The sequence below is a fragment of the Spirosoma fluminis genome (genome assembly GCF_054778895.1).
In genome coordinates this window covers 360,202-384,300 of record NZ_BAAGZD010000003.1, presented here as the reverse complement: position 1 = coordinate 384,300, position 24,099 = coordinate 360,202, and the positions used below count along the sequence as shown (strand labels likewise).

19 protein-coding genes are annotated in these 24,099 nt (G+C 51.0%); 10 read left to right on the top strand and 9 right to left on the bottom strand.

The features are described from left to right. Positions 1 to 8: 8 nt before the first annotated feature. The gene (locus ACYVBJ_RS03565) at positions 9 to 368 is read left to right on the top strand and encodes a four helix bundle protein (RefSeq protein ID WP_460980925.1); all 360 of its coding nucleotides are present in this window, start codon (positions 9 to 11) and stop codon (positions 366 to 368) included. Positions 369 to 425: 57 nt separating this feature from the next. After that, positions 426 to 4,073, top strand: a complete 3,648-nt coding sequence (locus ACYVBJ_RS03560; RefSeq protein WP_460980924.1) for an ABC transporter permease/M1 family aminopeptidase — start codon at positions 426 to 428, stop codon at positions 4,071 to 4,073. 71 nt (positions 4,074 to 4,144) lie between these two features. Here ACYVBJ_RS03560 and ACYVBJ_RS03555 read toward each other — a convergent pair whose 3' ends face one another. Further along, complete coding sequence (locus tag ACYVBJ_RS03555) at positions 4,145 to 5,686, bottom strand: YifB family Mg chelatase-like AAA ATPase (protein WP_460980923.1); 1,542 nt, start codon at positions 5,684 to 5,686, stop codon at positions 4,145 to 4,147. A gap of 47 nt (positions 5,687 to 5,733) precedes the next feature. Then, complete coding sequence (gene rsmH / locus ACYVBJ_RS03550; protein WP_460980922.1) at positions 5,734 to 6,639, bottom strand: 16S rRNA (cytosine(1402)-N(4))-methyltransferase RsmH; 906 nt, start codon at positions 6,637 to 6,639, stop codon at positions 5,734 to 5,736. Positions 6,640 to 6,680: 41 nt separating this feature from the next. On the opposite strand from rsmH, the gene ACYVBJ_RS03545 reads away from it, so the two are divergent. The 4 genes from ACYVBJ_RS03545 to ACYVBJ_RS03530 all read left to right on the top strand — a co-directional run bounded on the left by ACYVBJ_RS03545 (position 6,681) and on the right by ACYVBJ_RS03530 (position 11,639). Next, on the top strand, positions 6,681 to 7,946 hold the full coding sequence (locus tag ACYVBJ_RS03545; protein ID WP_460980921.1) for a TlpA disulfide reductase family protein: 1,266 nt from the start codon (positions 6,681 to 6,683) through the stop codon (positions 7,944 to 7,946). Positions 7,947 to 8,105: 159 nt separating this feature from the next. Next, positions 8,106 to 8,582 carry a MarR family winged helix-turn-helix transcriptional regulator gene (locus ACYVBJ_RS03540; protein ID WP_460974434.1) on the top strand — a complete coding sequence of 159 codons (477 nt, stop codon included), beginning with the start codon at positions 8,106 to 8,108 and terminating at the stop codon, positions 8,580 to 8,582. A 246-nt stretch (positions 8,583 to 8,828) separates the two neighbouring features. Further along, the gene (locus tag ACYVBJ_RS03535; RefSeq protein WP_460980920.1) at positions 8,829 to 9,182 is read left to right on the top strand and encodes a type II toxin-antitoxin system PemK/MazF family toxin; all 354 of its coding nucleotides are present in this window, start codon (positions 8,829 to 8,831) and stop codon (positions 9,180 to 9,182) included. A 21-nt stretch (positions 9,183 to 9,203) separates the two neighbouring features. Beyond that, positions 9,204 to 11,639 carry a 3-hydroxyacyl-CoA dehydrogenase/enoyl-CoA hydratase family protein gene (locus ACYVBJ_RS03530; protein WP_460980919.1) on the top strand — a complete coding sequence of 812 codons (2,436 nt, stop codon included), beginning with the start codon at positions 9,204 to 9,206 and terminating at the stop codon, positions 11,637 to 11,639. Between the two features lie 126 nt (positions 11,640 to 11,765). Here ACYVBJ_RS03530 and ACYVBJ_RS03525 read toward each other — a convergent pair whose 3' ends face one another. Together ACYVBJ_RS03525 and ACYVBJ_RS03520 are read right to left on the bottom strand one after the other, a co-directional pair. Continuing rightward, positions 11,766 to 12,407: a DedA family protein gene (locus ACYVBJ_RS03525; protein WP_460980918.1), complete on the bottom strand. Its 642-nt coding sequence runs from the start codon at positions 12,405 to 12,407 to the stop codon at positions 11,766 to 11,768. A gap of 84 nt (positions 12,408 to 12,491) precedes the next feature. Beyond that, positions 12,492 to 14,393 (bottom strand): ABC-F family ATP-binding cassette domain-containing protein, encoded by a 1,902-nt coding sequence (locus ACYVBJ_RS03520; protein ID WP_460980917.1) that lies wholly within the window; start codon positions 14,391 to 14,393, stop codon positions 12,492 to 12,494. 149 nt (positions 14,394 to 14,542) lie between these two features. Here ACYVBJ_RS03520 and ACYVBJ_RS03515 point away from each other — a divergent pair, with 149 nt between their 5' ends. The 3 genes from ACYVBJ_RS03515 (at position 14,543) to ACYVBJ_RS03505 (ending at position 17,434) form a co-directional block, all read left to right on the top strand. Next, a complete protein-coding gene (locus tag ACYVBJ_RS03515; protein WP_460980916.1) occupies positions 14,543 to 15,547 on the top strand; it encodes a formylglycine-generating enzyme family protein in 1,005 nt (334 codons plus the stop codon). An 88-nt stretch (positions 15,548 to 15,635) separates the two neighbouring features. After that, positions 15,636 to 16,121 carry a 2-amino-4-hydroxy-6-hydroxymethyldihydropteridine diphosphokinase gene (folK, locus tag ACYVBJ_RS03510; protein WP_460980915.1) on the top strand — a complete coding sequence of 162 codons (486 nt, stop codon included), beginning with the start codon at positions 15,636 to 15,638 and terminating at the stop codon, positions 16,119 to 16,121. Between the two features lie 95 nt (positions 16,122 to 16,216). Beyond that, positions 16,217 to 17,434 carry a pyridoxal phosphate-dependent aminotransferase gene (locus ACYVBJ_RS03505; RefSeq protein WP_460980914.1) on the top strand — a complete coding sequence of 406 codons (1,218 nt, stop codon included), beginning with the start codon at positions 16,217 to 16,219 and terminating at the stop codon, positions 17,432 to 17,434. 74 nt (positions 17,435 to 17,508) lie between these two features. Here the strand turns inward: ACYVBJ_RS03505 and ACYVBJ_RS03500 are convergent, their stop codons facing one another. Together ACYVBJ_RS03500 and ACYVBJ_RS03495 are read right to left on the bottom strand one after the other, a co-directional pair. Continuing rightward, positions 17,509 to 19,938, bottom strand: a complete 2,430-nt coding sequence (locus tag ACYVBJ_RS03500; RefSeq protein WP_460980913.1) for a TonB-dependent receptor — start codon at positions 19,936 to 19,938, stop codon at positions 17,509 to 17,511. 121 nt (positions 19,939 to 20,059) lie between these two features. Then, positions 20,060 to 20,431, bottom strand: a complete 372-nt coding sequence (locus ACYVBJ_RS03495; RefSeq protein ID WP_460980912.1) for a hypothetical protein — start codon at positions 20,429 to 20,431, stop codon at positions 20,060 to 20,062. A 321-nt stretch (positions 20,432 to 20,752) separates the two neighbouring features. Here ACYVBJ_RS03495 and ACYVBJ_RS03490 point away from each other — a divergent pair, with 321 nt between their 5' ends. Continuing rightward, a complete protein-coding gene (locus ACYVBJ_RS03490; protein ID WP_460980911.1) occupies positions 20,753 to 20,929 on the top strand; it encodes a hypothetical protein in 177 nt (58 codons plus the stop codon). A gap of 91 nt (positions 20,930 to 21,020) precedes the next feature. Here ACYVBJ_RS03490 and ACYVBJ_RS03485 read toward each other — a convergent pair whose 3' ends face one another. From ACYVBJ_RS03485 to nhaA, 3 genes are all read right to left on the bottom strand, one after another. Continuing rightward, complete coding sequence (locus ACYVBJ_RS03485; protein ID WP_460980910.1) at positions 21,021 to 21,767, bottom strand: RluA family pseudouridine synthase; 747 nt, start codon at positions 21,765 to 21,767, stop codon at positions 21,021 to 21,023. A gap of 88 nt (positions 21,768 to 21,855) precedes the next feature. Continuing rightward, positions 21,856 to 22,674, bottom strand: a complete 819-nt coding sequence (gene panB / locus ACYVBJ_RS03480) for a 3-methyl-2-oxobutanoate hydroxymethyltransferase (protein WP_460974446.1) — start codon at positions 22,672 to 22,674, stop codon at positions 21,856 to 21,858. A gap of 102 nt (positions 22,675 to 22,776) precedes the next feature. Beyond that, a complete protein-coding gene (gene nhaA / locus ACYVBJ_RS03475; protein ID WP_460980909.1) occupies positions 22,777 to 23,961 on the bottom strand; it encodes a Na+/H+ antiporter NhaA in 1,185 nt (394 codons plus the stop codon). Positions 23,962 to 24,099: the final 138 nt, after the last annotated feature.

Here is a 24,099-nt window from a genome sequence, read left to right as displayed (position 1 = left end):
CTTTGAAAATGGAAAAGACAAAACATTTCACGGAGCTGATTGTCTGGCAAAAGGCTCATCAGTTTGTATTGAAGGTATATACGTTGACCAAACTATTTCCCAAACAAGAATTATTTGGGCTAACCTCACAGCTTAGACGTAGTGCTACGTCGGTACCCGGCAATATTGCCGAAGGATACCGAAAACGGACTATTCCGGATAAAGCTAAATTCCTGAACACCGCACAAGGATCACTCGATGAGTCTCATTACTACCTGATTCTGGCCCATGATCTGGACTATGCCGACACTAAAGACTTGCAGGCTGATCTCGACGAAATAGCCCGTTTGCTAAATGCCTATTATATGGCGGTTAACAGCCAACGATAATTGGCTACCTCTCCGACCGGATGGCTTCTCTCTCCTCGCTCCTAACTTCTCCATACTATGTTCTTCGAGATCTTCCGCTTCGAACTGGCGTACCGGCTCAAACGCCCGGCTACGTATCTGTACGCGCTGATTCTGTTCCTGTTTACCTTCCTGTTTGTTATTTATGGGAACGGGCCGGCTTCCGAAAAAACGAATGTCAACTCGCCGTACGCCATTACTCAGTTCGTGGTGGTCATGACCATCATCGGGATGCTGGTCGCGTCGGCAATTATGGGCGTTCCCGTATACCGCGATATTGAACACAACACAAAGAATTACTACTTCAGCTTTCCAATTCGTGAGCGGGGGTACCTGCTCGGCCGCTATCTGGGGTCGTTTGTGGTGCTGCTTGGGATAATGGCCGCTGGTATGCTGGGTATTGTGATCGGGTCGCTACTCGGGCCGGTGTTCAACTTAGCCAACAACGTCGAACGCTTCGGGCCCATTCGCTTCCGTGATTATGCCAATCCGTTTCTGGTGTTTGTGGTACCCAACATGTTTTTGGTCGGCAGCATCTTCTTTGGTTTAGTCGCCTTCTCGCGGCAAGTGTTTACGACGTATGCGGGCAGTATTCTCTTGTTTGTGGCCTACCTGTTAGGGGCGACGCTGATGCAGGATCTGGACAATAAGCACCTCGTTAATCTGCTCGATCCGTTCGGTTCGTATGCCTATGATGCCGCCACCAAATACTGGTCGCCGGTGGAGCAGAACGCGCTACTGGCCCCGCTGGAGGGCGATCTGCTCATGAATCGTCTGATCTGGTTCGGTGTGGGCCTGCTGGTATTTTTCTTCACGGTAGCGCAATTCAGTTTTATCCGGTTTCTGGCCGTTAAACTTGGCAAGAAAGAGAAAGGCGAAAGCCCGGCGAAGGCTGTTCCATCCTTGGCGAGTTTACCCACGCCAACGCCGGTGTTTCAGGTCGGCACGTATGTTCGGCAGATGTTTCGGCAGGCGCGTATCGAATTTGTCAGCGTTGTCCGAGACCCTTATTTCATTGCCATTCTGCTGGGTGCTGTGCTCTTTCTGTTCCTGGATGGCTGGTTCGGTATCACAACGTATGGTACGCCTTCGCTGCCTACGACCTATACCATGCTTGAGGCCCGCAACGGTACGTTCTTCTTTTTTGTCCTGATCGTGTTGATTTTTTATACGGGTGAGGTTGTTCACCGCGACAAGGCCGTTCATTACGATGCGATTGCCGACGCCCTGCCCGTACCGGACTGGATGAATTACGGGGCCAAGCTCCTGTCAATGATCTATATCTGCCTGCTGCTGACGACCTTAGTGCTGGTGTCGGGCGTGTTGAATCAGACTGTGAAGGGGTATTTCAATTACGAGTTTTCGATCTATTTCCGCGATCTGTACCTGATTGCATTTACCCAGTATTTTCAGCTGGTGATGCTGGCGTTCTTCGTGCATACGCTGGTGAACCAGAAGTTTGTCGGGCATATCGTTACGCTGGCAACCTACATTGTGATCTGGGCGGTACCGCAATTTGCCGAGTTCAATTATCGCCTGGCGCTGCCGTTTTCGGGCGGAACCATTCAGCTTTCCGATATGAACGGCTTTGGTCATTACGTGGCGAGTCTGGCTTCCTTTCGGGTGTACTGGTATGCCTTTGGCGGGCTGCTGCTCGTGCTGGCACTGTGGTTCTGGAACCGGGGAGCCGACACGAGTCTGAAGGCCCGCTGGCAGCTTGCCCGCCAACGTATGGGGCGTTTGTCTATGCTGGTATTTGCCGGGCTGTTGCTGGCGTTTGTAAGCATGGGGGCCTGGATTTATACCAACGTGAGCGTGCACAACCGGTATTATTCGGCCGATGAACAACGCGAACGGCAGGCCGAGTTCGAGCAGACGTATCACCGCTACGCGAATGTTCTTCAGCCAAAGATTACCTCGGCAAAGGTGAACGTGGATGTGTTTCCGGAGGAGTTTAAAGCCGTTGCTACGGGTATGTTTTCGATTGTGAACAAAGGCAATCAGCCCATCGACTCGCTGCATCTGAGCCTTCCGGCTGATAACTTCCATCGGCAACTGACCAAACTGTTCATTAATGGAAAGACACCTGGCTTGCTGGTAAACGACACCGAGTTGGGCTACTACATCTACAAGCTTCCGCATCGACTGAATCCCGGCGATACGGCCCGGATGGAAATGGCGGTGACGGGTCAGTACGTTGGTTTTGCCAATAGTGGCGATAGCCGGGATGTAGTGGCCAACGGTACGTTCTTTAACGTTGGTATCTTCCCCGGTTTCGGCTATGACGAAGGCCGGGAGCTAAGCAGCGACAAATACCGCAAGAAGTATAAGCTGCCGGTTAAAGAGTGGACGCTGCCGACGCAAACCGATTCGCTTGGCCTGCGCGATTTTCTGTTTACTGATGATGCCGACTGGGTGACATTCGAAGGAACCATCTCGACCACACCCGACCAGACAGCCATTATGCCCGGTCAACTATTGAAAACCTGGACGAAGACTGGGCCGGACGGGAAGCCACGCAAGTATTTCCAGTACAAGCTTCCTGGCTTTTCCGATTACTTCTTCAGCATGTGTTCGGCCAAATACGGCGTAAAGCGCGACCGATGGACATCGCCCGACGGTAAAGCCGTTGCCTTGGAAATATACCATCATCCCGGCCACGAACGGAATCTCGACCGGTTTATGGCGAGTATGAAAGCGTCGCTGGCGTACTACTCGAAAAACTATGCACCGTACCCGTACCCAGTATTGCGGGTGCTGGAGTTTCCGCGTTACGCTACGTTTGCGCAGTCCTTCCCAACGACCGTACCGTACTCAGAGGAATTCGGCTGGGTAGGCGACTTCCGCGATCCCAACAAAACAGACTATGCTTATTTTGTTACGGCGCATGAGATAGCTCACCAGTGGTGGGGACATCAGATTATGCCTAGCCGAACAAGAGGAGCTAACCAGATTTCAGAGACAATGGCCGAATATTCAGCGCTTATGGTACTCAAGCAGCGTTACGGTACCGACGCTATGCCTAAGTTCCTGAAGTATAGCCTGGATCAGTACCTGCGTGGGCGGGCCAATGAGGATAAATTTGAAGCGACTTTACTCCAAAACGATACGCGTTCGTACGTCTGGTACCAGAAAGGATCGCTGATTATGTATGCATTGCAGGATTATATCGGCGAAGAGCGTGTTAACCAGGCGTTGAAGAAATACATGGAAGCCGCCCGATTCCGGCAGGAAGCGCCATTTACTACGTCAACCGAGTGGTATAGCTTCCTGAAAACGGCTACCCCAGATTCGTTACGTCCGTGGCTGACTGATGCGTTCGAGAAGCTGACGTTGTACGATAACCGGATCACCAAAGCGGAGGCTAAATCCATTGGTAACGGGCAGTACCGGGTTAAGCTCTACGTTCGTACCGCCACCGAATACTACGACAAAACCGGCAAGGAAACGGCGAAGGGCAAAGGACCAGTAATTGCTGATATTGCGGTGTTGACCGATGATAGCAAGAACAAAGACGGTATGACGACGAAAACCCCTTTGCTGATGCAGAAGCGCAGCCTGACCCCCGGCGAACACGTAATCGAAGTGACGGTTAAAGGTAAGCCTGTGAAAGCCGGTATCGACCCCTACAACAAGCTCATTGATCGCGTATCAGACGATAACCTGGTGAATGTTGAGATGTTATAACCGCAGGCTTTGAATTTTATGCTGTCGCCAGTTCTCAACGTATTGGGGGCTGGCGACAGCTTTTTTGTTGATTACCCCGCCCAGTTCTCGCGGTCGAGGCTGCGGTATTGGATCGCTTCGGCCAGGTGTTCAATGCGGATTTCTTCGGTGCCCGCCAGGTCGGCGATCGTGCGGGACACTTTCAGGATACGGTCGTAGGCGCGGGCCGATAGACCCAGCCGTTCCATTGCCGTTTTCAATAACGCCCGGCCCGCATCACCAATCTGACAAACTTCTTTTACCATCTGAGAAGGCATCATCGCGTTAGAATAGATACCCGGCTGATTGACAAATCGCTCGGTCTGGATGTTGCGGGCTTTGATTACGCGTTCGCGAATGGCTTCGCTGGTTTCGGCGGGGCGGTTGGCGGTCATCTGATCGAAGGAAACCGGTGTCACTTCAACGTGCAGATCAATCCGGTCGAGTAGGGGGCCGCTGATTTTGGCCAGATACTTCTGCACAATGCCCGGTCCGCAGACGCACTCTTTTTCGGGGTGATTGTAATAGCCGCAGGGGCAGGGGTTCATGCTGGCAATGAGCATAAAACTAGTCGGAAACTCCACCGCCCACTTCGCCCGTGAGATGCTCACCTTCCGGTCTTCGAGCGGCTGACGCATCACTTCCAGCGCGGAACGCTTGAACTCCGGTAACTCATCCAGAAACAAGACGCCGTTATGCGCCAGCGATATTTCGCCCGGTTGCGGAAAACTGCCCCCACCGACCAGAGCTGCATCGGAAATGGTATGGTGCGGAGCCCGGTAAGGACGGGTCGCCATCAGGTTGGCCCGTGTGCCGAGCTTACCCGCTACCGAATGGATCTTGGTTGTTTCGAGCGCTTCCTGCAATGTCAGCGGAGGGAGGATACTCGGCAGGCGCTTTGCCAGCATGGTTTTACCCGCGCCCGGAGGTCCGATCATAATGACGTTATGCCCACCCGCGGCCGCAATCTCCATCGCCCGCTTAATATTCTCCTGGCCCTGCACATGCGAAAAATCAGCATCGTAGGCGTTAATCTGGCTCATGAACAGATCGCGCGTGTCGCTGGATAGGGGGGCGATGTCTTTCTTGCCCTCAAAAAACTCAACCGCTTCCTGCATCGTCGTGACGCCAATCACATCCAGGTTATTGACGATGGCCGCTTCCTGCGCATTTTCGACGGGTAACACAAACCCTTTGTAGCCTTGTTTTCTGGCCTCAATCGCGATCGGCAATACGCCCTTGATCGGTCGTAAACTGCCATCGAGCGCCAGCTCACCCATGATTACGTAATCGCCAAGATTTCGCTGGGTTGTGATCTGTTCGGAGGCTTGCAGTACGCAGAGACCAATCGGCAGATCGTAGGCTGAGCCTTCTTTCCGAATGTCGGCAGGAGCGAGATTAACGACAACTTTCTGGCGGGGCATTCGGTAGCCGAAAAATTTGAGCGAGGCTTCCACCCGCTGTTCGCTTTCTTTTACGGCGCTGTCGGGCAAGCCGACCATGTGAAAATGCAACCCCTGCGCAACGGCAACTTCAATGGTAATGATACTGGCATTGACGCCATACACGGCCGCGCCAAAGGTTTTAGCTAACATGTTAAGTTACGGTAGATAGTAGGGTAAACGAAACCAAAGCTACTGAATTAAATCTTCTCGGCAATCCGGAGCTTGGCGCTGCGGGCACGCGGATTTCTGGCGGTTTCGTCGGGCAGAGCCTCAATGGGTTTACGCGTCACGGCACGTAGCGGTTTGATCTCGTTGCCGAACAAATCTTTCTCGACCTCACCCTGGAATTTACCTTTGTTGATAAAGTTCTTCACCAGCCGGTCTTCCAGCGAATGATACGACATAACCACCAGTCGCCCACCAGGTTTCAATACGTCCGGTACCTGTTCCAGAAACTCCTCCAGCGCCTGCAATTCTTCGTTTACTTCGATACGTAACGCCTGGAAAACCTGGGCGAAATACTTGTTCTCTTTACCACGTGGGGCATACCGCTGGAGGGCGCCCTTTAGATCGTTAACCGTTTTGAGCGGCCGGTTCGATCGAGCCGAGACAATAGCGCTGGCGGCCGTTCTGGCGTTCGTTATCTCGCCATACATACCCAGAATCCGGTGCAGGTCGGCTTCGGTATACTCATTTACAACCTGCCGGGCGGTGCGATCAGCCTGCTGGTTCATGCGCATATCCAACTCTGCGTCATATCGGGTAGAAAAACCACGTTCAGGCGTATCGATCTGGTGAGACGAAATACCCAGATCGGCTAAAATACCATCGACCTGCTCGGCTTTGTACAAACGCAGATAGCGTTTCAGATTGCGAAAGTTCGAGGCAACAAACGTCAGGCGGGCGTCGCCAATCGCCTGGGCGTTGGCACGGGCATCGGCATCCTGATCAAAACCAAACAGCCGTCCGCCTTCCAGCTGACGCAGAATTTCACGGCTGTGGCCACCGCCCCCGAACGTAATGTCAACGTAGGTGCCGCCGGGTTGTATATTCAGGCCATCGATGCAGGCCTGCAGTAAAACGGGTTCGTGGTAGTTGGACATTCAGAAACTAACCTGCTTTAGTGGTCGTTGTTGTTTTTGTCATGAAAAAGCTCATTCCTCTCGCGGCCGTTGCGCTGCTGTCGTTACCAGCGGCCTGCTCGGGCCAGTCGTCCTCGGCTACCGTCAAACCGGGTACCTATCGGGCTATATTGAAAACCCGCGGAGGCCAGCTCCCGTTCGGATTAGCTATTCAGTCTACGGCGAATGACCCGAAAACGTATACGGTTTTTGTCTTAAATGGCAACGAGCGCTTAAAAATGGACCCGGCTACCGTGCAGGGTGACTCGCTTCGCATACCAATGGCCTTGTTTGAATCTGAGCTGGTTGCAAAGATAGACGGTAATATGCTCCGGGGAGTATGGCGTCGGCGTCGGGCAGGGCAACAATATCAAACTCTGCCGTTCGAAGCGCAGTCAGGCTATACGTATCGGTTTGCTCCCGATAGTGAAGCAGCATCCGCTAACCTAAGCGGAAAATGGGCAACAAACTTCGATAGTAAAACCGGACGCGTTGATACGGTAAACGCCGTTGGCGTGTTCGACCAGAAAGGCAACCGCGTTAGCGGAACGTTTCTGACCCCAACCGGTGATTATCGGTATCTCGATGGCAACGTAGTGGGTGATAGTCTGTTTCTATCCTGCTTCGACGGCTCACACCTGTTTCTGTTTAAAGCGAAACACAACCCCGTCACTAAGACGCTGACCGGTGGTTTCTGGTCGGGTGTATCGGGGTATGAATCCTGGGTAGCTCGTTTCGACCCGAATGCTGAACTGCCTGACCCGGCTAAGTTGACGTATCTTAAACCCGGTGCCAAGACGCTTACGTTCTCGTTTCCGGAGCCGAACGGAAGAATGGTTTCGCTGGCTGATGACCGATTTAAGAATAAAGTAACGATTGTGCAGATTCTCGGTACCTGGTGCCCTAACTGCATGGATGAAACCAACTTCCTGAGTCCCTGGTACAAACGTAACAAACAGCGGGGTGTTGAAGTGGTTGGGTTAGCCTTCGAACGATCGCCCGCACTGGCCGAGTCGGGACCGAAGATCGAACGTATGAAGCAGCGGTTTCAGATTGATTACCCCGTTGTGTTAGCGGGCACCAACGATAAAGTGCAGGCTTCCAAAGCTTTGCCTGATCTGAATGCCGTTGTGGCCTTTCCGACTACCCTGTTCATCGATAAAAAAGGCCAGGTACGCCACATTCATACCGGCTTCTCAGGGCCCGGTACGGGTAAATACTATGATCAATACGTTGAGGAGTTTAACCGACTCGTCGATAAGCTGCTGTCTGAACCCGGATTGAATTGATTTTAGATAAGTAACAGGATTCTGCTCTTTTTAATTTATAGAAGTGGAATCCTGTTGATCCATCTTAAGTTAAATTTGGGTTTAAGTGGTATGCATGCATACTATTTTCTGAAAAAATAGTAGATTTACAGTCTGAAATTGGACAGGACGACACCTACTATGAAAAAGGAAAAAACCGTTGATTTTCATATAAAATGGGGTTGGCATGCCATTTCGCGCATGTACAATGCCTACGCAGCCCGATTTGATATTACAATGGCGATCGGGTTCGTGCTGATTAACATTGACCTGGAGGAGGGCACGCCCGCCACGAAAATTGGGCCTCTGCTGGGTATGGAGCCCCGTTCGCTGGTCCGGATGCTGAAGAGTCTCGAAGAGCGTGGCCTGATCCGCCGGGAGGTTGATGGCAACGATAAGCGCTTTGTGCGAATCTACCTGACCGAAGAGGGAAAAGTGAAGCGCGAGATGGCGCGTGATGGTGTTATTCAGTTTAATAACATGATCCGCGAGAAGATCCCGCTCGATAAGCTGGTTGTGTTCTTTGATGTTATTAAGGACATCAACCGCATTGTCGAGGAAGAAAACGCGAAGATCAAAGCGGCTGAGGCCGAGATCGAGGAACTACCCCTGGATTAAAACGAGGCTAACCATCTGTATAGGTATGACTTGGAAACGAATTGTAGAAGTACACGACAATCAAGTTACCCTTGATCTTCCGTCGGAATTTGATAATAAGAGGGTATTGGTTGTGATTGAAGAGATCAGCGATGCAAAAGTTTCTAAGTTCGAGATGATGTAACAAGCTGCGATCGATCCTTTATTCTTTGCTGATATCGACGAAGTACAAGCGGATTTTGGGCCTATTGATGGAGAAACGTTGTAATGCAGGTTGTAAAATGGTCAATCTACCGAGCAAGTCTTGACCCTATTGTGGGATCAGAACAAGGGAAGTCCCGGCCTGTGTTGGTAATCAGTGATGATGTGATCAATGGCCTTCTCAGGGTAGTCAACGTATTACCGATCACGTCGCGAAAAGAAAACCGACAGATCTATCCAAATGAAGTCCTGTTGCCAGTTGGCAGCACTGGCTTACTAAATGAATGTATTGTTTTGTGTCATCAAATTAGAACTCTTGATAAGCAAAGGCTTACTAGAGACTATGGAGCCGTTACAGATCCTGACCTACAAGAGGCAGTTTATAAGGCTTTGTGTTTTCAACCAGGCATTGAGCGTTAAATCGAGAATCTGAAAAATAGCATGGAAGCCACCCTAGAAAAACCTAAAAGTGTATCAAAAAACCGCACCATACGGCGTGTAGCTGTACTGGGTTCGGGTATTATGGGTTCGCGTATTGCCGCCCACTTCGCAAACATTGGTGCCGACGTATTGCTGCTGGACATTGTTCCAAAAGAGCCCAATGCTGTCGAACAGGCAAAAGGACTGACAACCGAAAGCCCAGTTGTACGTAATCGAATCGTAAACGATGCGTTCCAGGCCATGCTTAAGGCTACGCCAGCCTCGCTGTACAGTTCTAAGTTCGCCGAACGGATCAAGCTGGGTAACTTCGACGATAACCTGAAAGATATCGCCAGTTACGACTGGATTATTGAGGTCGTGGTTGAGCGGCTCGATATTAAGCGCTCGGTATATGAGCGGGTTGAACAATTCCGTAAGCCGGGTACGCTCATTACGTCGAATACGTCGGGTATTCCGATGCATTTGCTGACCGAAGGCCGGAGCGACGATTTTCGTCGTAATTTCTGCGGTACACACTTCTTCAATCCGCCCCGGTATCTGCGGTTGCTGGAAGTCATTCCGGGACCTGATACCGACCCCGCTGTGGTTGATTTTCTGATGAATTACGGCGACTTATACCTTGGCAAAACGACCGTACTGTGTAAGGACACGCCCGGTTTTATTGCAAACCGGCTGGGCATTCAGTCGCTGATTCAAACGATTCGGGTTGCCGAAGAAATGGGACTGAGCGTCGAGGAGGTTGATAAACTGACCGGTCCGGTTGTAGGACGGCCCAAATCCGGTACGTTTCGCTTATCGGACGTAGTGGGTCTGGATACGACGGTGAACGTAGCGAGTAACCTCGCCAAGATGGAGCATGATGAGTCGCGGGCATCGTTCGAACTACCGGCTTCGGTGCAGAAACTGATGGAGAACAAGTGGCTCGGCGACAAAACCGGTCAGGGCTACTACAAAAAGACGAAAGACGAAAAAGGGAAAACGCTGATCCTGGCGCTTGACCTGAAAACGTTTGAATACAAGCCTTCCGAAAAAGTTAAATTTGCTACACTGGAAAGCACTAAGGCGATTGATAACCTGAAGAAGCGCTTCCCGGTGCTGTTGGCGGGACAGGACAAAGCAGGTGAGTTCTACCGTCGGACCTTTGCTGATGGGTTTCAGTACGCAACCCACCGCATTCCCGAAATTTCCGATGAACTGTACCGGATCGATGCGGCCATCACGGCGGGCTTTGGCTGGCAGGTTGGTCTGTTCGAAACCTGGGATGCCATTGGTGTTCGGAAAGGTGTTGAACTCATCGAAGCACAGGGTAAGAAACCGGCACAGTGGGTCTATGACATGCTCGACGCTGGTTTTGAGCAGTTCTATAAAGTTGAGGGCGGAAAGCGGAAGTATTACGATATTCCGACGAGGAGCTATCAGGTTATTCCGGGTACAGAAGCGTTTACCATTCTGGAGAATCTCAGCAACAACATCGTCTGGAAAAACGCGGGCGCAAATATCATCGACATCGGCGATGGTATTCTGAACGTTGAGTTCCGCAGCAAGATGAATACCTTCGGGCAGGAGGTTTCCGAAGCTTTATTGAAAGGGATTTCGTTAGCTGAAAAAGACTTCCGGGGATTAGTTGTGGGTAACGATTCGACCGAAGCATTCTCGGCCGGAGCCAACCTGGGTACATTGTTCATGTACGCGGTCGAGCAGGAGTTTGACGAGGTTAATCTGATGATCGCTCAGTTCCAGAAGCTGATCACACGCCTGCGCTATTCGTCAATTCCGGTTATTGTCGCTCCCCATACGCTTACGCTAGGCGGTGGCTGCGAAGCGGTATTACACTCGGACCGCGCGGTCGCTCATGCCGAAAGCTACATCGGTCTGGTTGAAGTTGGGGTCGGTCTTATTCCGGCGGGTGGCGGTACGAAAGAGATGGCGGCACGTGCATCCGATCTGTACCAGACGGGTGATCCGGAGTTGAACATTCTGCAAAGTGCGTTCATGAATATCGCTACGGCGAAGCTATCAACTTCGGCGCAGGAAGCGCGGGAGATGAACTACCTCCGTTCTACGGATCAGATTGTGCTGAACCGCAGCCGACTGCTGGCCGAAGCTAAACAAGCGGCTATTAACCTGTCGGAAGATGGCTATACGCAGCCCAAACCACGTACGGACATTAAAGTACAGGGCAAAACGGGTATTGCGCTGTTTAAAGCGGGGATCACGGCCATGCGTATGGGTAACTACATTTCGGACCACGACGTGAAGATTGCCGATAAACTGGCATACGTCATTTGCGGTGGTGACTTAAGTGCTCCCCAGCCTGTATCTGAGCAGTATCTACTCGATCTGGAGCGCGAAGCCTTCCTGTCGTTAAGTGGTGAGAAGAAAACGCTGGAGCGGATTCAAAGCCTGCTCACGGGTGGCAAGCCGCTACGCAATTAGATCTGTAAGTATAGTTGAGAGACAGAAAAGGCAGCTCACGAGCTGCCTTTTCTGTCTCTCAACTATGAACCTGTCTAGGATTTAGAAAATCACCTAAATAAGAAAACCTGAACAGGTCTAAATCCTTTATACCTTCTCAGGGCGGCTGTCTCGTCTGGCGTTTAGGTAACCTTTCACGACGGTATACGTAGTGATGGCCAGGAAGAAGATAATAATCCAATGGACGTAGTTGATGATCCACGGAAACTTCTCGCCAAAGTAAAATCCGCCACCAACGAGTGTACCGACCCAGATTGCTCCGCCAATGATGTTGTATAACATAAAGAAGCGAAAGTTCATGTGGATCAGGCCCGCCAAAAGTGGGGCAAACGTACGGACAACGGGTAGAAACCGGGCCACAATCAAGGCGCTGGTACCGTATTTCTCGAAGGCGGCTCTTGTGTTATCAATATACTTCTTCTTGAAAAACAGCGAATCAGGCCGGTTTTGCAAGCGACCACCAGCAAAATGACCGGTGAGGTAACCGGTTAATGAACCGAGAACAGCCGCGCCGAAAATGCACGTTAGCAGAAGCCAAAGCGGTACATCGAGCGTTCGGGTGCCGGTAAAAACACCCGACAGGAAGAGCAGATAATCGCCCGGCAGGAAAAAACCGAAGAATATACCATTCTCAACGAAAATGATGAGCGTAATAATTACCAGTCCCCCGGTCCGGATTATCTCCTCGGAGTCAAGCAGGTATTGGAAGAAGTCGACGATTTGATCCATGGTTCAAAGATCGAAAGAGTGAAAGAGCGAATGAGTGACTTTTGCCATTTCTTTCGCGCATTCGCTCTTTCACCGATTCACTCTTTAGATATACTCCGCCAGCTCAAGCCAGCGGTCAGATTTTTGGGCAATGACCTGGTCAATTTGCTCGATCTCCCGGGCCCAGTCTGTGAGTTGCTCATGATGGCCACCCCCATTCAACAGACCCACAACTTCAAGTTTTCGTTGTTCCAGCGATTCAATTTCTTTCTCCAGCGTTTCGTACTCACGAAGCTCCTTAAACGACAGTTTCTTTTTGGCCACGTTGGCGTTGTTCGCAGGGGAAGCTGCCGAAGAAACCGAAGCCGTTGTCGTTTGGTTCTTTGTCGATCCTGGCTTCGCCGAAGCTGTCTCGGCTTTACGAGTGGGCTGGGCGTCGCGCCATTCCCGATAATCGGTGTAATTGCCCGGATAATCGCGGACTCTACCTTCGCCTTCCAGCACAAACACATGGTCGACGAGCCGGTCCATGAAGTAGCGGTCGTGCGTCACGATCAGTACGCAGCCCGAGAAGCTCAGCAAAAAATCTTCCAGTACGTTCAGCGTCGTAATGTCCAGATCGTTGGTCGGCTCGTCAAGGATCAGAAAGTTCGGATTTTGGACTAGCACCAGCAGCAACTGAAGCCGACGTTTTTCGCCCCCGCTTAATTTTGATACGTAGTCGTATTGCTTCTGGCGGTTAAACAGGAATCGGCTCAGCAGTTGACTCGCCGTAACCGTATCGCCATTTGCTAATTTCATAACTTCAGCCACATCCTGCACAACATCAATAACCCGCTGATCTTCGGGCATATCAAGTTCGGTCTGGGTATAATACCCAAACTTCACCGTACCCCCCGTCATAATCTTACCCGAGTCGGGACGTAATTGGCCCGTCAGCATATTCATGAGCGTGGTTTTACCCATGCCATTCTTACCAATCAGCCCTACGCGGTCGAATCGTTTAAAGGTATACGTAAAATGGTCGAGCAAAACCTTGTCGCCAAAGCGTTTGCTGAGGTTTTCGACTTCCAGGATTTTCGTGCCCAGCCGTGACGTGCGCAGGTTCAGATCCAGCTCACCGTCATTACGTCGACCGCCGGTTTTTTCTTTCAATTCTTCAAACGCATCAATCCGGTATTGGGCTTTGGTACCACGCGCTTTGGGTTGCCGACGCATCCATTCCAACTCACGCCGGAAGGTGTTCCGATCCTTAGCCAGTTCGGAGGCTGCCGCCATTTCGCGCTCGTCTTTTTTCTCCAGGAAGTAAGCGTAATTGCCTTTGTACGTGTAAAGCTGGCCGTTATCCAGCTCCGCAATCTGGTTGCAGACCCGATCCAGAAAGTAGCGGTCGTGCGATACCATCAGGAGCGTACCGTTGTTGGTATTCAGGTAGTTTTCCAGGTATTCAATCGCTTCCAGGTCGAGGTGGTTAGTGGGCTCGTCGAGAATCAGCAGATCGGGGTTCTGAATCAATACCCTGGCCAACGCCACCCGCTTACGCTGTCCGCCCGACAAGGCGCTGACGGGCTGGTTAACGTCCTGTATACCTAATTCGCCCAATATCTGCCGAATCTGGGCTTCGTAATCCCAGGCTTCGAGTTTCTCCATATCACTCATCGCCCGTTCGAGCAGCGTATGATCTTCATGAGCCAGCGCGTGTTCGTAAGCCCGAACGGCATCGAGCTGCGCACTTTCTCCCGCCAGTACTACCTCCATAACCGTCAAGGCATTGTTGAGGTCGGGTTGCTGGTCGAGATAGCCTACTGTGATGTCTTTTCGCTGGCTAACAAGACCCGAGTCGGGCGGCATAGCGCTTGCTAAAATCGACAGTAAAGTTGTTTTGCCTGAGCCGTTCGCTCCGACAATAGCTACCTTGTCGCCCCGGTTCACCCCAAATGTAAGGTTGCGGAACAACACACGGTCGCCGTATGATTTCGTTAAGTTTTCAGCTGAGAGGTAATTCATAATTCGCTAAGCCCGTTAGGTCTTAGATTAGGCCGCTCTGGCCTTACAGGTTTTAGAATACAAAGGTACAACAAAGAAATTCGTTCGTACTTTTGGGCACGGTCTTTACGCCAATTGACGCAACGAATCCTTTTCTCCTAAAACCAAGAATGTACGCAAAACCTCTCATAGCAGCGTTTGCAGCAGCAATTAGTTCGGTTGTTACGCTCTCTGCTCAGACAACCACTGCGTTTAAATCGTATACCCAGGTCGTGCCGGGCAGCAACCAGACGTACGCCATGGTCGCTATTCCGGGTGGAGCCTTCACGATGGGGAGCCCGGCTACTGAAAAGGGCCGCAAGCCCGACGAAGGCCCGCAGCATAAGGTAATCATTGAACCCTTTTATATGGGGAAGTATGAGGTTACCTGGGATTTATACGACCTGTTTGCCTTCACAAATATGGAGAAGGAGATGGCGGCCAAGTATACCGACGCCGACGCGAACCTGACTAAAACAGATGCGACAATCCGTCCCAGTCCACCGTATGTCGATATGTCGTTCGGTATGGGCCGGGCCGGTCACCCAGCCATTAACATGACCCAGTATGCCGCTATTAAATTCTGTGCCTGGCTCTACGCAAAAACGGGGATATTTTACCGGCTGCCAACCGAAGCCGAATGGGAGTATGCCTGTCGGGCGAACACGACCACCCCGTATTCGTTCGGGGCCGATGTGAAAAAGTTAGGCGAGTATGCCGTTTTTAAAGGCAACAGCGACGGAGCCTATAAAAAAACAGGTACCAAGAAGCCCAATCCGTTTGGCTTATATGACATGCACGGTAACGTAATGGAGTGGACGAAGGATCAGTACATTGCCGATTACTACGCGTCAGTTGCCAGGGGAACAGTTAAAGAACCGTTTGCACCAACAACGGAACTGTATCCCAACTCGGTGCGGGGTGGGTCGTGGGACGATGACCCGGAGGTTCTCCGCTCGGCAGCACGTACACCATCGGAACCCGCCTGGAAAGTTCTCGATCCGCAAAGCCCAAAGTCTGACTGGTGGCTAACGTCGGCTTCGTTCGTTGGTTTCCGTATCGTTCGCCCGGCTAAAATACCGAGCGCGGAAGAAATCAACGCGTATTACGACATCAAACCAATCAAGGACTATTGATCAAGTTGTGAATGGGTGATTGAGCGAATTAGTTAATAAAGTTAACACGCACACCAATCACTCATTCACGCATTCACTCTTTCGCTCATTGACCGTTTATCTCCTCCTTGGCGCTAATCTCGGCGACCGCGTCCTGACGCTACGTCGGGCCGTTGCGTTGATTGGCGAACGTATCGGCAACGTAGTACAGCAGTCCAGCCTGTACGAAACCGCTCCCTGGGGCGTTATCGATCAGCCTTCGTTTCTCAATCAGGTGTTACGTGTTGAAACCGCGTTGGAACCCCAGGCGCTGCTTGTGCAGACACAGGCTGTAGAGGAAACGCTGGGACGCGTCCGGCATGAGCGGTGGGGTGCGCGGCAGATTGACGTTGATATTCTGTATTACGATCAGTTAATTCTGCACAGCGCTACGTTAACCATTCCGCATCCTTATCTGCACCAGCGTCGGTTCACGCTCGTTCCACTGGCCGAAATTGCGCCAGATTTTGTCCATCCGGTTTTGAGGAAAACAACGGCTCAGTTGCTGGCCGAATGCGAAGATCCAAGCGAGGTTACTCTCTTGTCGGTATTTTGATAATTTTTAATTTTCGAATAAGTACATCCCTCCACTGAAAAGGTAGTACCTTTGCACCCAGTTTGTTGTCAAATTTTCAAAAATTACCACCAATTATGTCTGCCACGCTCGACACCGTGAGTTTGTTAGCCGACCGCATCAACGCGCTGGAGGAATCGTCCACGCTGGCGATGACCAAAAAAGCCCGTGAACTGGCTGCACAGGGCCACAAAGTAATCAGTCTAAGCGTTGGGGAGCCAGATTTCAAGACGCCCCAGCACATCTGCGAGGCTGCCAAGAAGGCGATTGACGATGGTTTCCACGGCTATTCGCCCGTTGCTGGTTATCCTGACCTGCGCAAGGCCATTGCCGATAAATTTAAACGTGACAACAACATTGACTGGAAACCTGAGAACATCGTTGTATCAACGGGCGCGAAACACTCGCTGGCTAACGTCATTCAGGTGCTCATCAACCCCGGCGATGAAGTAGTTATTTTCTCGCCGTACTGGGTTAGCTACTCGGAAATGGTAAAGTTGGCCGAAGGAAAAGCCGTTGTTGTAGATGGCTCTTTTGAGAATAACTTCAAAGTAACGCCCGAGCAGTTTGAAGCAGCCATAACCGACCGTACCAAAATTGTGATGTACGCGTCGCCGAACAACCCAACCGGCTCGATTTATTCGGAAGCTGAACTACGGGCTATTGCCGAGGTGGTGGCTCGTCACGAGAATGTTTTCGTGCTGGCCGACGAAATTTATGAATACATCAACTTTACCCCGGAAGGCCATTTCAGCATCGGGTCAATCCCTGAGATCGCTGATCGCGTAATTACGGTGAATGGCGTTGCCAAAGGCTATGCCATGACCGGATGGCGCATTGGCTACATTGGCGCGGCTAAATGGATTGCCGATGGCGTTGAGAAGCTCCAGGGGCAGGTTACGTCCGGTACCAACTCAATTGCGCAGAAAGCCGCTGCTGCGGCCATTAGCGGACCACTGGAGCCGTCGATGGAGATGGCTAAAGCCTACCAGCGTCGTCGGGATTTAGTGGTGAAATTGCTGAAAGAAGTACCCGGTTTCCGGACTAATGTGCCCGAAGGCGCATTCTACGCGTTCCCGGATATCAGCTACTACTACGGTAAATCGGACGGTACAACGACCATCGAAAACTCAGATGATTTTGCCGGATGGCTGCTGAATACAGCTTACGTATCAACCGTAGCGGGTTCGGGTTTTGGAGCGCCTAACTGCTTACGTATCTCGACGGCTGCTTCGGACGAAGCTTTAGCCGAAGCTGTACAACGTATTAAAGACGCCGTTGCTACCTTGAAATAAGGTTATGTTACGTATAAAATCAGAAGCCAGTCGACGGTGTGTCGACTGGCTTCTGATTTTATGGATCGGCCTATTTAGCCTTTCTTCGCACCGAACGGTACAACTACCTTCACGCTCACGTTGCGGCCCATATTGAAAACCCCCGCCCGGCCGGTAACTTCGTTGACGCCGAAGTATTTGAGCCGGTTCTGGTGACTTTGATACGCTACGTCGAATATATTCTGAATGGTCAGATAAACCTGAAACAACGTCCGTCCGTTCGCATTGACTAGATCGCTGCCCGCGCCCAGATTAACGAGTGTATACGCCGGTGTGGTTGTTTCGGTCCCGTACGCCAGCAAAGCCTGATTTTGCCGGGCGTTGTGTTCGACCTCCAGCAGAGCATAGGCGTTACGCCAGTGGCTTCCCATTTCGGCCTTTGTGAACTTGAGCTGGCTGATGATGCGGGGGGGAGGCAGGAAAGGCAGGTACCGGGCCGAGTCGGACGTAGCGGATAAATTACGCGACCGCACCAGCGAATAGGAACCCGTGAAGTGAAACCAGCGGGCTGAGCTTGGATTAACGCTGATTTGGGCTTCGCCACCGAACAGGACAGCGTTGCCCTGTACATATCGATACGTAAGAATCGGGCGGGCAGGGTCAACAATCGAATCGCGGCCGAACCGGTTGAGCACCTTCTCCGAATACGTATAATTGTTAATCCGATTCTGGAACAAGCTGGCCGTAATGGATACGTCGGGCGATTCATAATTTATGCCTAAGTCGCCCTGCCATGAGGTCTCCGATCGCAGATTGGGGTTGCCGATTTCGTAGCGGAACGTACCGGCATGTTCGCCGTTTGCCGATAATTCGGGGGTGGCAGGCGCCCGGAAGCCGCGACCCAGGTTAGCTTTAATAATCCAGCGGCTCGACAAATTATACGTGGCTCCGAAGCTGGCCGTCGGATTTGAGTACGTTTTATTCAGACCCGCGAAACGTACCTGCCCATTGGGAATCGGTTTCTCACTGAATACGCCATCCGCGTCAGCGTAGAGTCGGTTGATCTGCATCTTCCGTACGTCCATCCGCAAACCGCCGTTGACGATGAACCGGTTGGTTTTCTTTTGGGCAAACAAAAACAGGCCATTATCCCAGGACTTATACCCCGGATACAACACCTGTAGGCCCAGGTTCTGATTGTGCTGATAGATGCCGTTGCCGCCTATCGTAAAGTCCCATCCGTTACGTCCACCGAAGTAATATTTCAGGTCGTAGAAAACGTTCTGGAGGTAAAAATATAAGGCTGGTTGCCCCGGCGTGAGCGTACTGGCAAACTCCTGCCGTCGATTCTGGCTGTAGCTGACAATAGCCGATACGTTACCACCGCCAATTTTGGCAAACGTATTCAACGAGGTTTTAAAGTTGTTCAGACTTTGGTAATTGGCGGGTATAATAGCCCGGCTGCGCAGGGTAGCATCCGAAGCGGGGCGTAGAGCCTCTGAATCTGTCGATACGCGAACGAGCTCCTGGAACCGGCCTGTGCGGTCACGCTCGCCCGTTACGACATTAATGTCCTGATGCCAGTTCGAAACATATAACTGCGTATACCCCCATTTGCGATTGATGCCGACCGTCGTGTTTATATCAAATTCGCGGTACGCTGACCCATAGACGCGCCCATCGTAGCGATTCTGGTAGTTTCCGGCATTTTTTGAGCTGATACGTACGCGCCCGAACAGGCCTTTCTGCGTGGTGCCTTCGAGCACGCCCGATAAACCAATCAGGCCATTGTTGCTTTGATAGTTGGTCAGGACTTGACCTCGGAATGTACCAGCTTCGGGCGGACGCGCCGAGATTAAACTCATAACCCCCCCCAAGCCATCGGAGCCGTACAGTAGGCTACCTGATCCTTTGATGATCTCGTATCGATCAATGGAGTATTCGTCGATCTGGAGGGCGTGCTCTTCGCCCCACTGGTTATCCTCCTGCCGAACGCCATCGTGGACGGTAATCACCCGGTTGAATCCTAGCCCCCGAATAACAGGTTTCGACAGGCCTACGCCGGTCGTAATCTGCGACATACCCGGCAGTTTCCCAACTGCATCAACCAGGTTCGTTGATGACGTTTGCAGCCACTGAATCTTATTGTATGTCATAATCGGAACCGGACTCTCTTTTACGGTTGAGCCGGTCGTCAGGCCCGTTACCACAACTTCCTGGAGTTGGGAGGCCTCGGGTTCAAGCGCAACATCAACCGTAGTTTCTCCGTCGAGGATGCGGACCGAACGAGTAAGGGTTTTATAGCTTAGGAAACGAACCTCGGCTTTGTGCTGGCCCGCTGGTATGCCAGCTAATCGATAGCGGCCTAAGGTATCGGTTAAGCTGCCTTTTTGCAGATCGGGTAAGTAGATCGTAACGCCAATGAGTGGTTCTCGCGTGGTTTTATCAATAACCCGGCCCGCGAGTATAGCCTGAGCGATTGCTGCCGTTGGCAGCAGGACTGCAATAAGAAGAAGTCGAAGCATGGAATGAGGGAAAGCATTTGGTTGATTGAACCGAATACACGCAGGCACGTGCATGCACCGCACTGAGTTTCTGGGAAACTTCAGATTGATAACAGCGTAGGTGTGCGTCGAAAAACAGAACTTATACCAAATCCTCAGGCGGTCCCCGGTGCCGATAAGCAACGTGAACGGCCGAAAACGAAAACGAAACGGGAGTGGCACCAACAAGAGTTAGCAGGGTAAGGATAGCGACTAAGGCTGTCCAGATGCTAAGGTCCGATTGGGTATAGACGCCGTTTGAAAAAGCCGCCAGCCAGATGAACTCATCGCGGCTGTGGGCATGGGAGGGATATTGGCTACCCGGAGATGATTTGTACGGGTGAGCGTGACAAATGATTGTTCCGTCGGCTAACCGGTGGGCGTGGCGGAACACGATCCCATTGATCAGTATAGCGATATACAGACCAAAGAGTACGCGAGCTATGCCAAACCGATAGACCTGTAGCCGGAACACGCTGAACAGTTATAAAAAATATTGTCGTAAAAGTATCAAATTGAACGTAATTTCAACTATCTTCCTTTGGCTCAATTAGCTGCTGCTCATGTTGGCACAGTAATTGATCGAATTTATGCGCTGGTTGCCAAGTCACATAAACTATACACCAGACGGGGTTTGAAAGGCCCTGTTTCCCGTAAACTTTTTCAGTTTTAGCTTGTTTTTGTATTAAGTCAAGGTTAACTTTGAATATGATAAGAACAGCATTTACGTGTTCGTATCTATTCATTAACAAAGTTGGTAAGGCCGTATACTTAACTTTAAATATCCTCTGAGCTGATGAAAAATGTTCGTTTATATATGATTTTCCAGTGGGTATTCTTTTTGCCCATTATTTTGCCGCTTTGCCTGACGTACGGTGCCATTCGGGGTGCAGTGCAAATGGCTGAGCGCGTAATGGAGCAGATACTTACGGATGTTGCGCCCCAGAATGAGGCACAACCTAGCGTCGACTAACTCGTTACGTATCCAGATAGTTAATAGAAAGAGCCGCATCGTCTACTGTGGAGTAGGAGATGCGGCTCTTTCTATTAAGGCAAAACCTAGATTACTCGTAGATGTAATCCAGATTTTTGTCTTTGTAATTTTCATCATCCAATTCCAGAAATTCCTCCCAGAACCGGTCGTTTGGTAATCCTGCTTTGCAGATGATTGGCCGTTCTGGCTCTCCCGCTGGCTTTACCGGATGGATAAAGTACAACCGACGGGCATGCAAATAGATTTTCTTATCCGGAACGATCCGATCATACCCGTATTTAACGTCCCCCCGAATCGGGCAACCCATGTGTGCCAACTGCGACCGAATCTGGTGGGGGCGCCCCGTAATGGGGTTTACTTCAAGAAGGTAATGCTCATTGATGCGACCCATTACCCGGTACGATAGCTCGGCTTTCTGCGAGTTGGGTACTTCGTAATCGTAGACGGTAACCTGGTTTTTCTGTTCGTCTTTAATGAGCCAGTTGACCAGTTTGTCGGAATCCTTAGGTGGCTTTTGCCGGACTACCGCCCAATACGTTTTTTGCACCTGCCGTTTCCGGAAAATCTCGTTCATCCGCTCCAGCGCTTTCGACGTTCGGGCAAATACAACCAGACCACTTACCGGGCGGTCAAGGCGATGCACCAGGCCCAGAAATACCTCACCTGGTTTGTTATATTTTTCTTTGATATACTCTTTCAGGACGTCCAGCAACGTAACGTCGCCGGTGCGGTCGCCCTGCACGAGTATACCCGGTTCCTTATTGACAATCAACAGATGATTATCTTCATAAACAACCTGAAATGGTTTCTTCTTCATTACCCTTTTACATAAACGAGGAAAGACGTTTCCAGTTCGTCTTCTATCTTTTCCCGTAGTGCTAACTAATTCTATTTCACTTAGTAACTTAATATGCTTCGTTCTCGTTCGGAAAATCGTTGGCCTTTACATCGTCAACGTAATGACCGATTGCCTGTTTCATCAGCGTGTGCAAATCGGCGTAGCGCCGTAAGAAGCGTGGTTTAAACTCGTTGGTGATGCCCAGCAGGTCATGAATAACCAGAATTTGCCCGTCAGCATCGGGGCCAGCGCCAATGCCAATAGTCGGGATTGTCAGGCTTTGCGATACGGTTTTGGTCAAAGCAGCTGGAATTTTTTCCAGAACCAGACCAAAGCAGCCAATATCCTCCAGCATATGGGCGTCGTCCATGAGCTTCTGGGCTTCGGCGTCTTCTTTAGCCCGAACGGCATACGTACCAAATTTATAAATGGATTGGGGAGTTAACCCAAGATGCCCCATCACGGGCACACCGGCGCTCAGGATACGTACGATCGATTCTTTTATCTCCAGGCCACCTTCCATTTTCACGGCGTGCGCTCCGGATTCTTTCATGATGCGAATCGCCGATCGTAAGGCTTCGGATGAATTACCCTGGTACGAACCGAACGGCAAATCGACGACGACCAGTGCCCGTTTGACCGCACGTACTACGGAACTCGCGTGATAGATCATTTGATCGAGCGTGATGGGCAGGGTTGTTTCGTGGCCGGCCATGACGTTCGACGCTGAATCGCCTACCAGAATCAGTTCGACGCCCGCCATGTCGACTACGCGTGCCATGGAGTAGTCGTAGGCCGTAAGCGCCGTTATTTTTTCGCCTTTATTCTTTAACTCCTGAATTGTGTGCGTAGTAACGCGTTTAATATCGGGATTATGAACAGACATCGGAGCAGTTTTGAGCGTGAAATGAGCGCAAAGTTAGGGAGTTCAGCGTGTCAGTTCTCTTTTGCTCGAAAACTAACTTCGTATCCAGATGACCGTTGCCTGTTATTCATCCGTTTCGGTAAATACTTTCCCCTTACCTACTGTTCTCAGAATTACGTACCCAGCCATGCCCGACAGAATCGATGCGGTCAGTACGGCGAATTTTGCTTTTGATGAGATCGCTTCCTGATCCGGGAAAGAAAGCAGGGCAATAAAAATTGACATTGTAAAGCCGATTCCTCCCAGAATACCCACGCCCAGAATGTGTCCCCACCGCGCAGCCGTTGGCAGTGTGCCCAAGCCCAGCTTCACCGCTGCCCAGGAGAAGAGTGAGATGCCCAGCGGCTTGCCAATCACCAACCCCAGCAGAATTCCCAGCCCCATTGGCGTTGCCAGGCCATGCATCATGCCTGGTTCAAATCTGATATTTGTATTAGCCAGGGCGAACAGTGGCATGATGATAAAATTCACGGGCTTTAATAAGGCGTGTTCCAGCTTTTCCAGAGGTGATTCAGTGTCATCTGGTGTTGTAGGCAGCGTCAAGGCGGTCAGCACACCGGCAATGGTGGCATGAATGCCGGAGTGGTGAACCAAATACCACATTATCAGGCCTGGAACCAGGTAAAAGGACAGGTGCTTTATGCCCATGCGGTTAAAAATCACCAGCAGCGCAAAAACACCCCCTGCAAGCGCTAAATACAGTGTGTGTAATTCTGTGGAGTAGAATAGGGCAATGACCAAAATCGCGCATAGATCATCAACAATGGCCAGTGCTGCCATAAACACTTTAAGTGAAACCGGAACCCGTTTGCCCAGTACTGTGATAATGGCCAGCGCGAAGGCAATATCGGTAGCCATCGGAATGCCCCAGCCGACTACAGTGGTCGTTCCCCGATTGAGCAGAAAATAAAGCAGCGCAGGTACAATAAACCCGCCGAGAGCGGCCAGAATAGGTAAGGCCGCTTTTTTGAAAGATGATAACTCTCCCTCTACCAACTCGCGTTTAATTTCCAGGCCAACCATCAGGAAAAATACGGCCATCAGGCCATCGTTGATCCAGGTCAACAGGGAATAATTCAGGTCTAGGCCCGCGCCATCAAATCCGATGGTGTGCGTCAGTATACGCTCGTATGCAGACCCTAAAGGAGAGTTGGCGACGATCAACGCTAGAATGACGCTACCCATCAGCATCAGCCCGCTGAGCGAACTGGAAGCAGAGAATGTTCGAAATAGTTTTAAAATTTTCATCAGATACCAGTTTAGCGAAACGGTCCTTAGCCACCAGTCACTCCTAAGACCTGTTTTACGGATTGGAATATCCGATTTACAAAATTGGCTATCAACCGAATATTGCTTCCTGGCATTAGCAACTACATACGCAGCAAA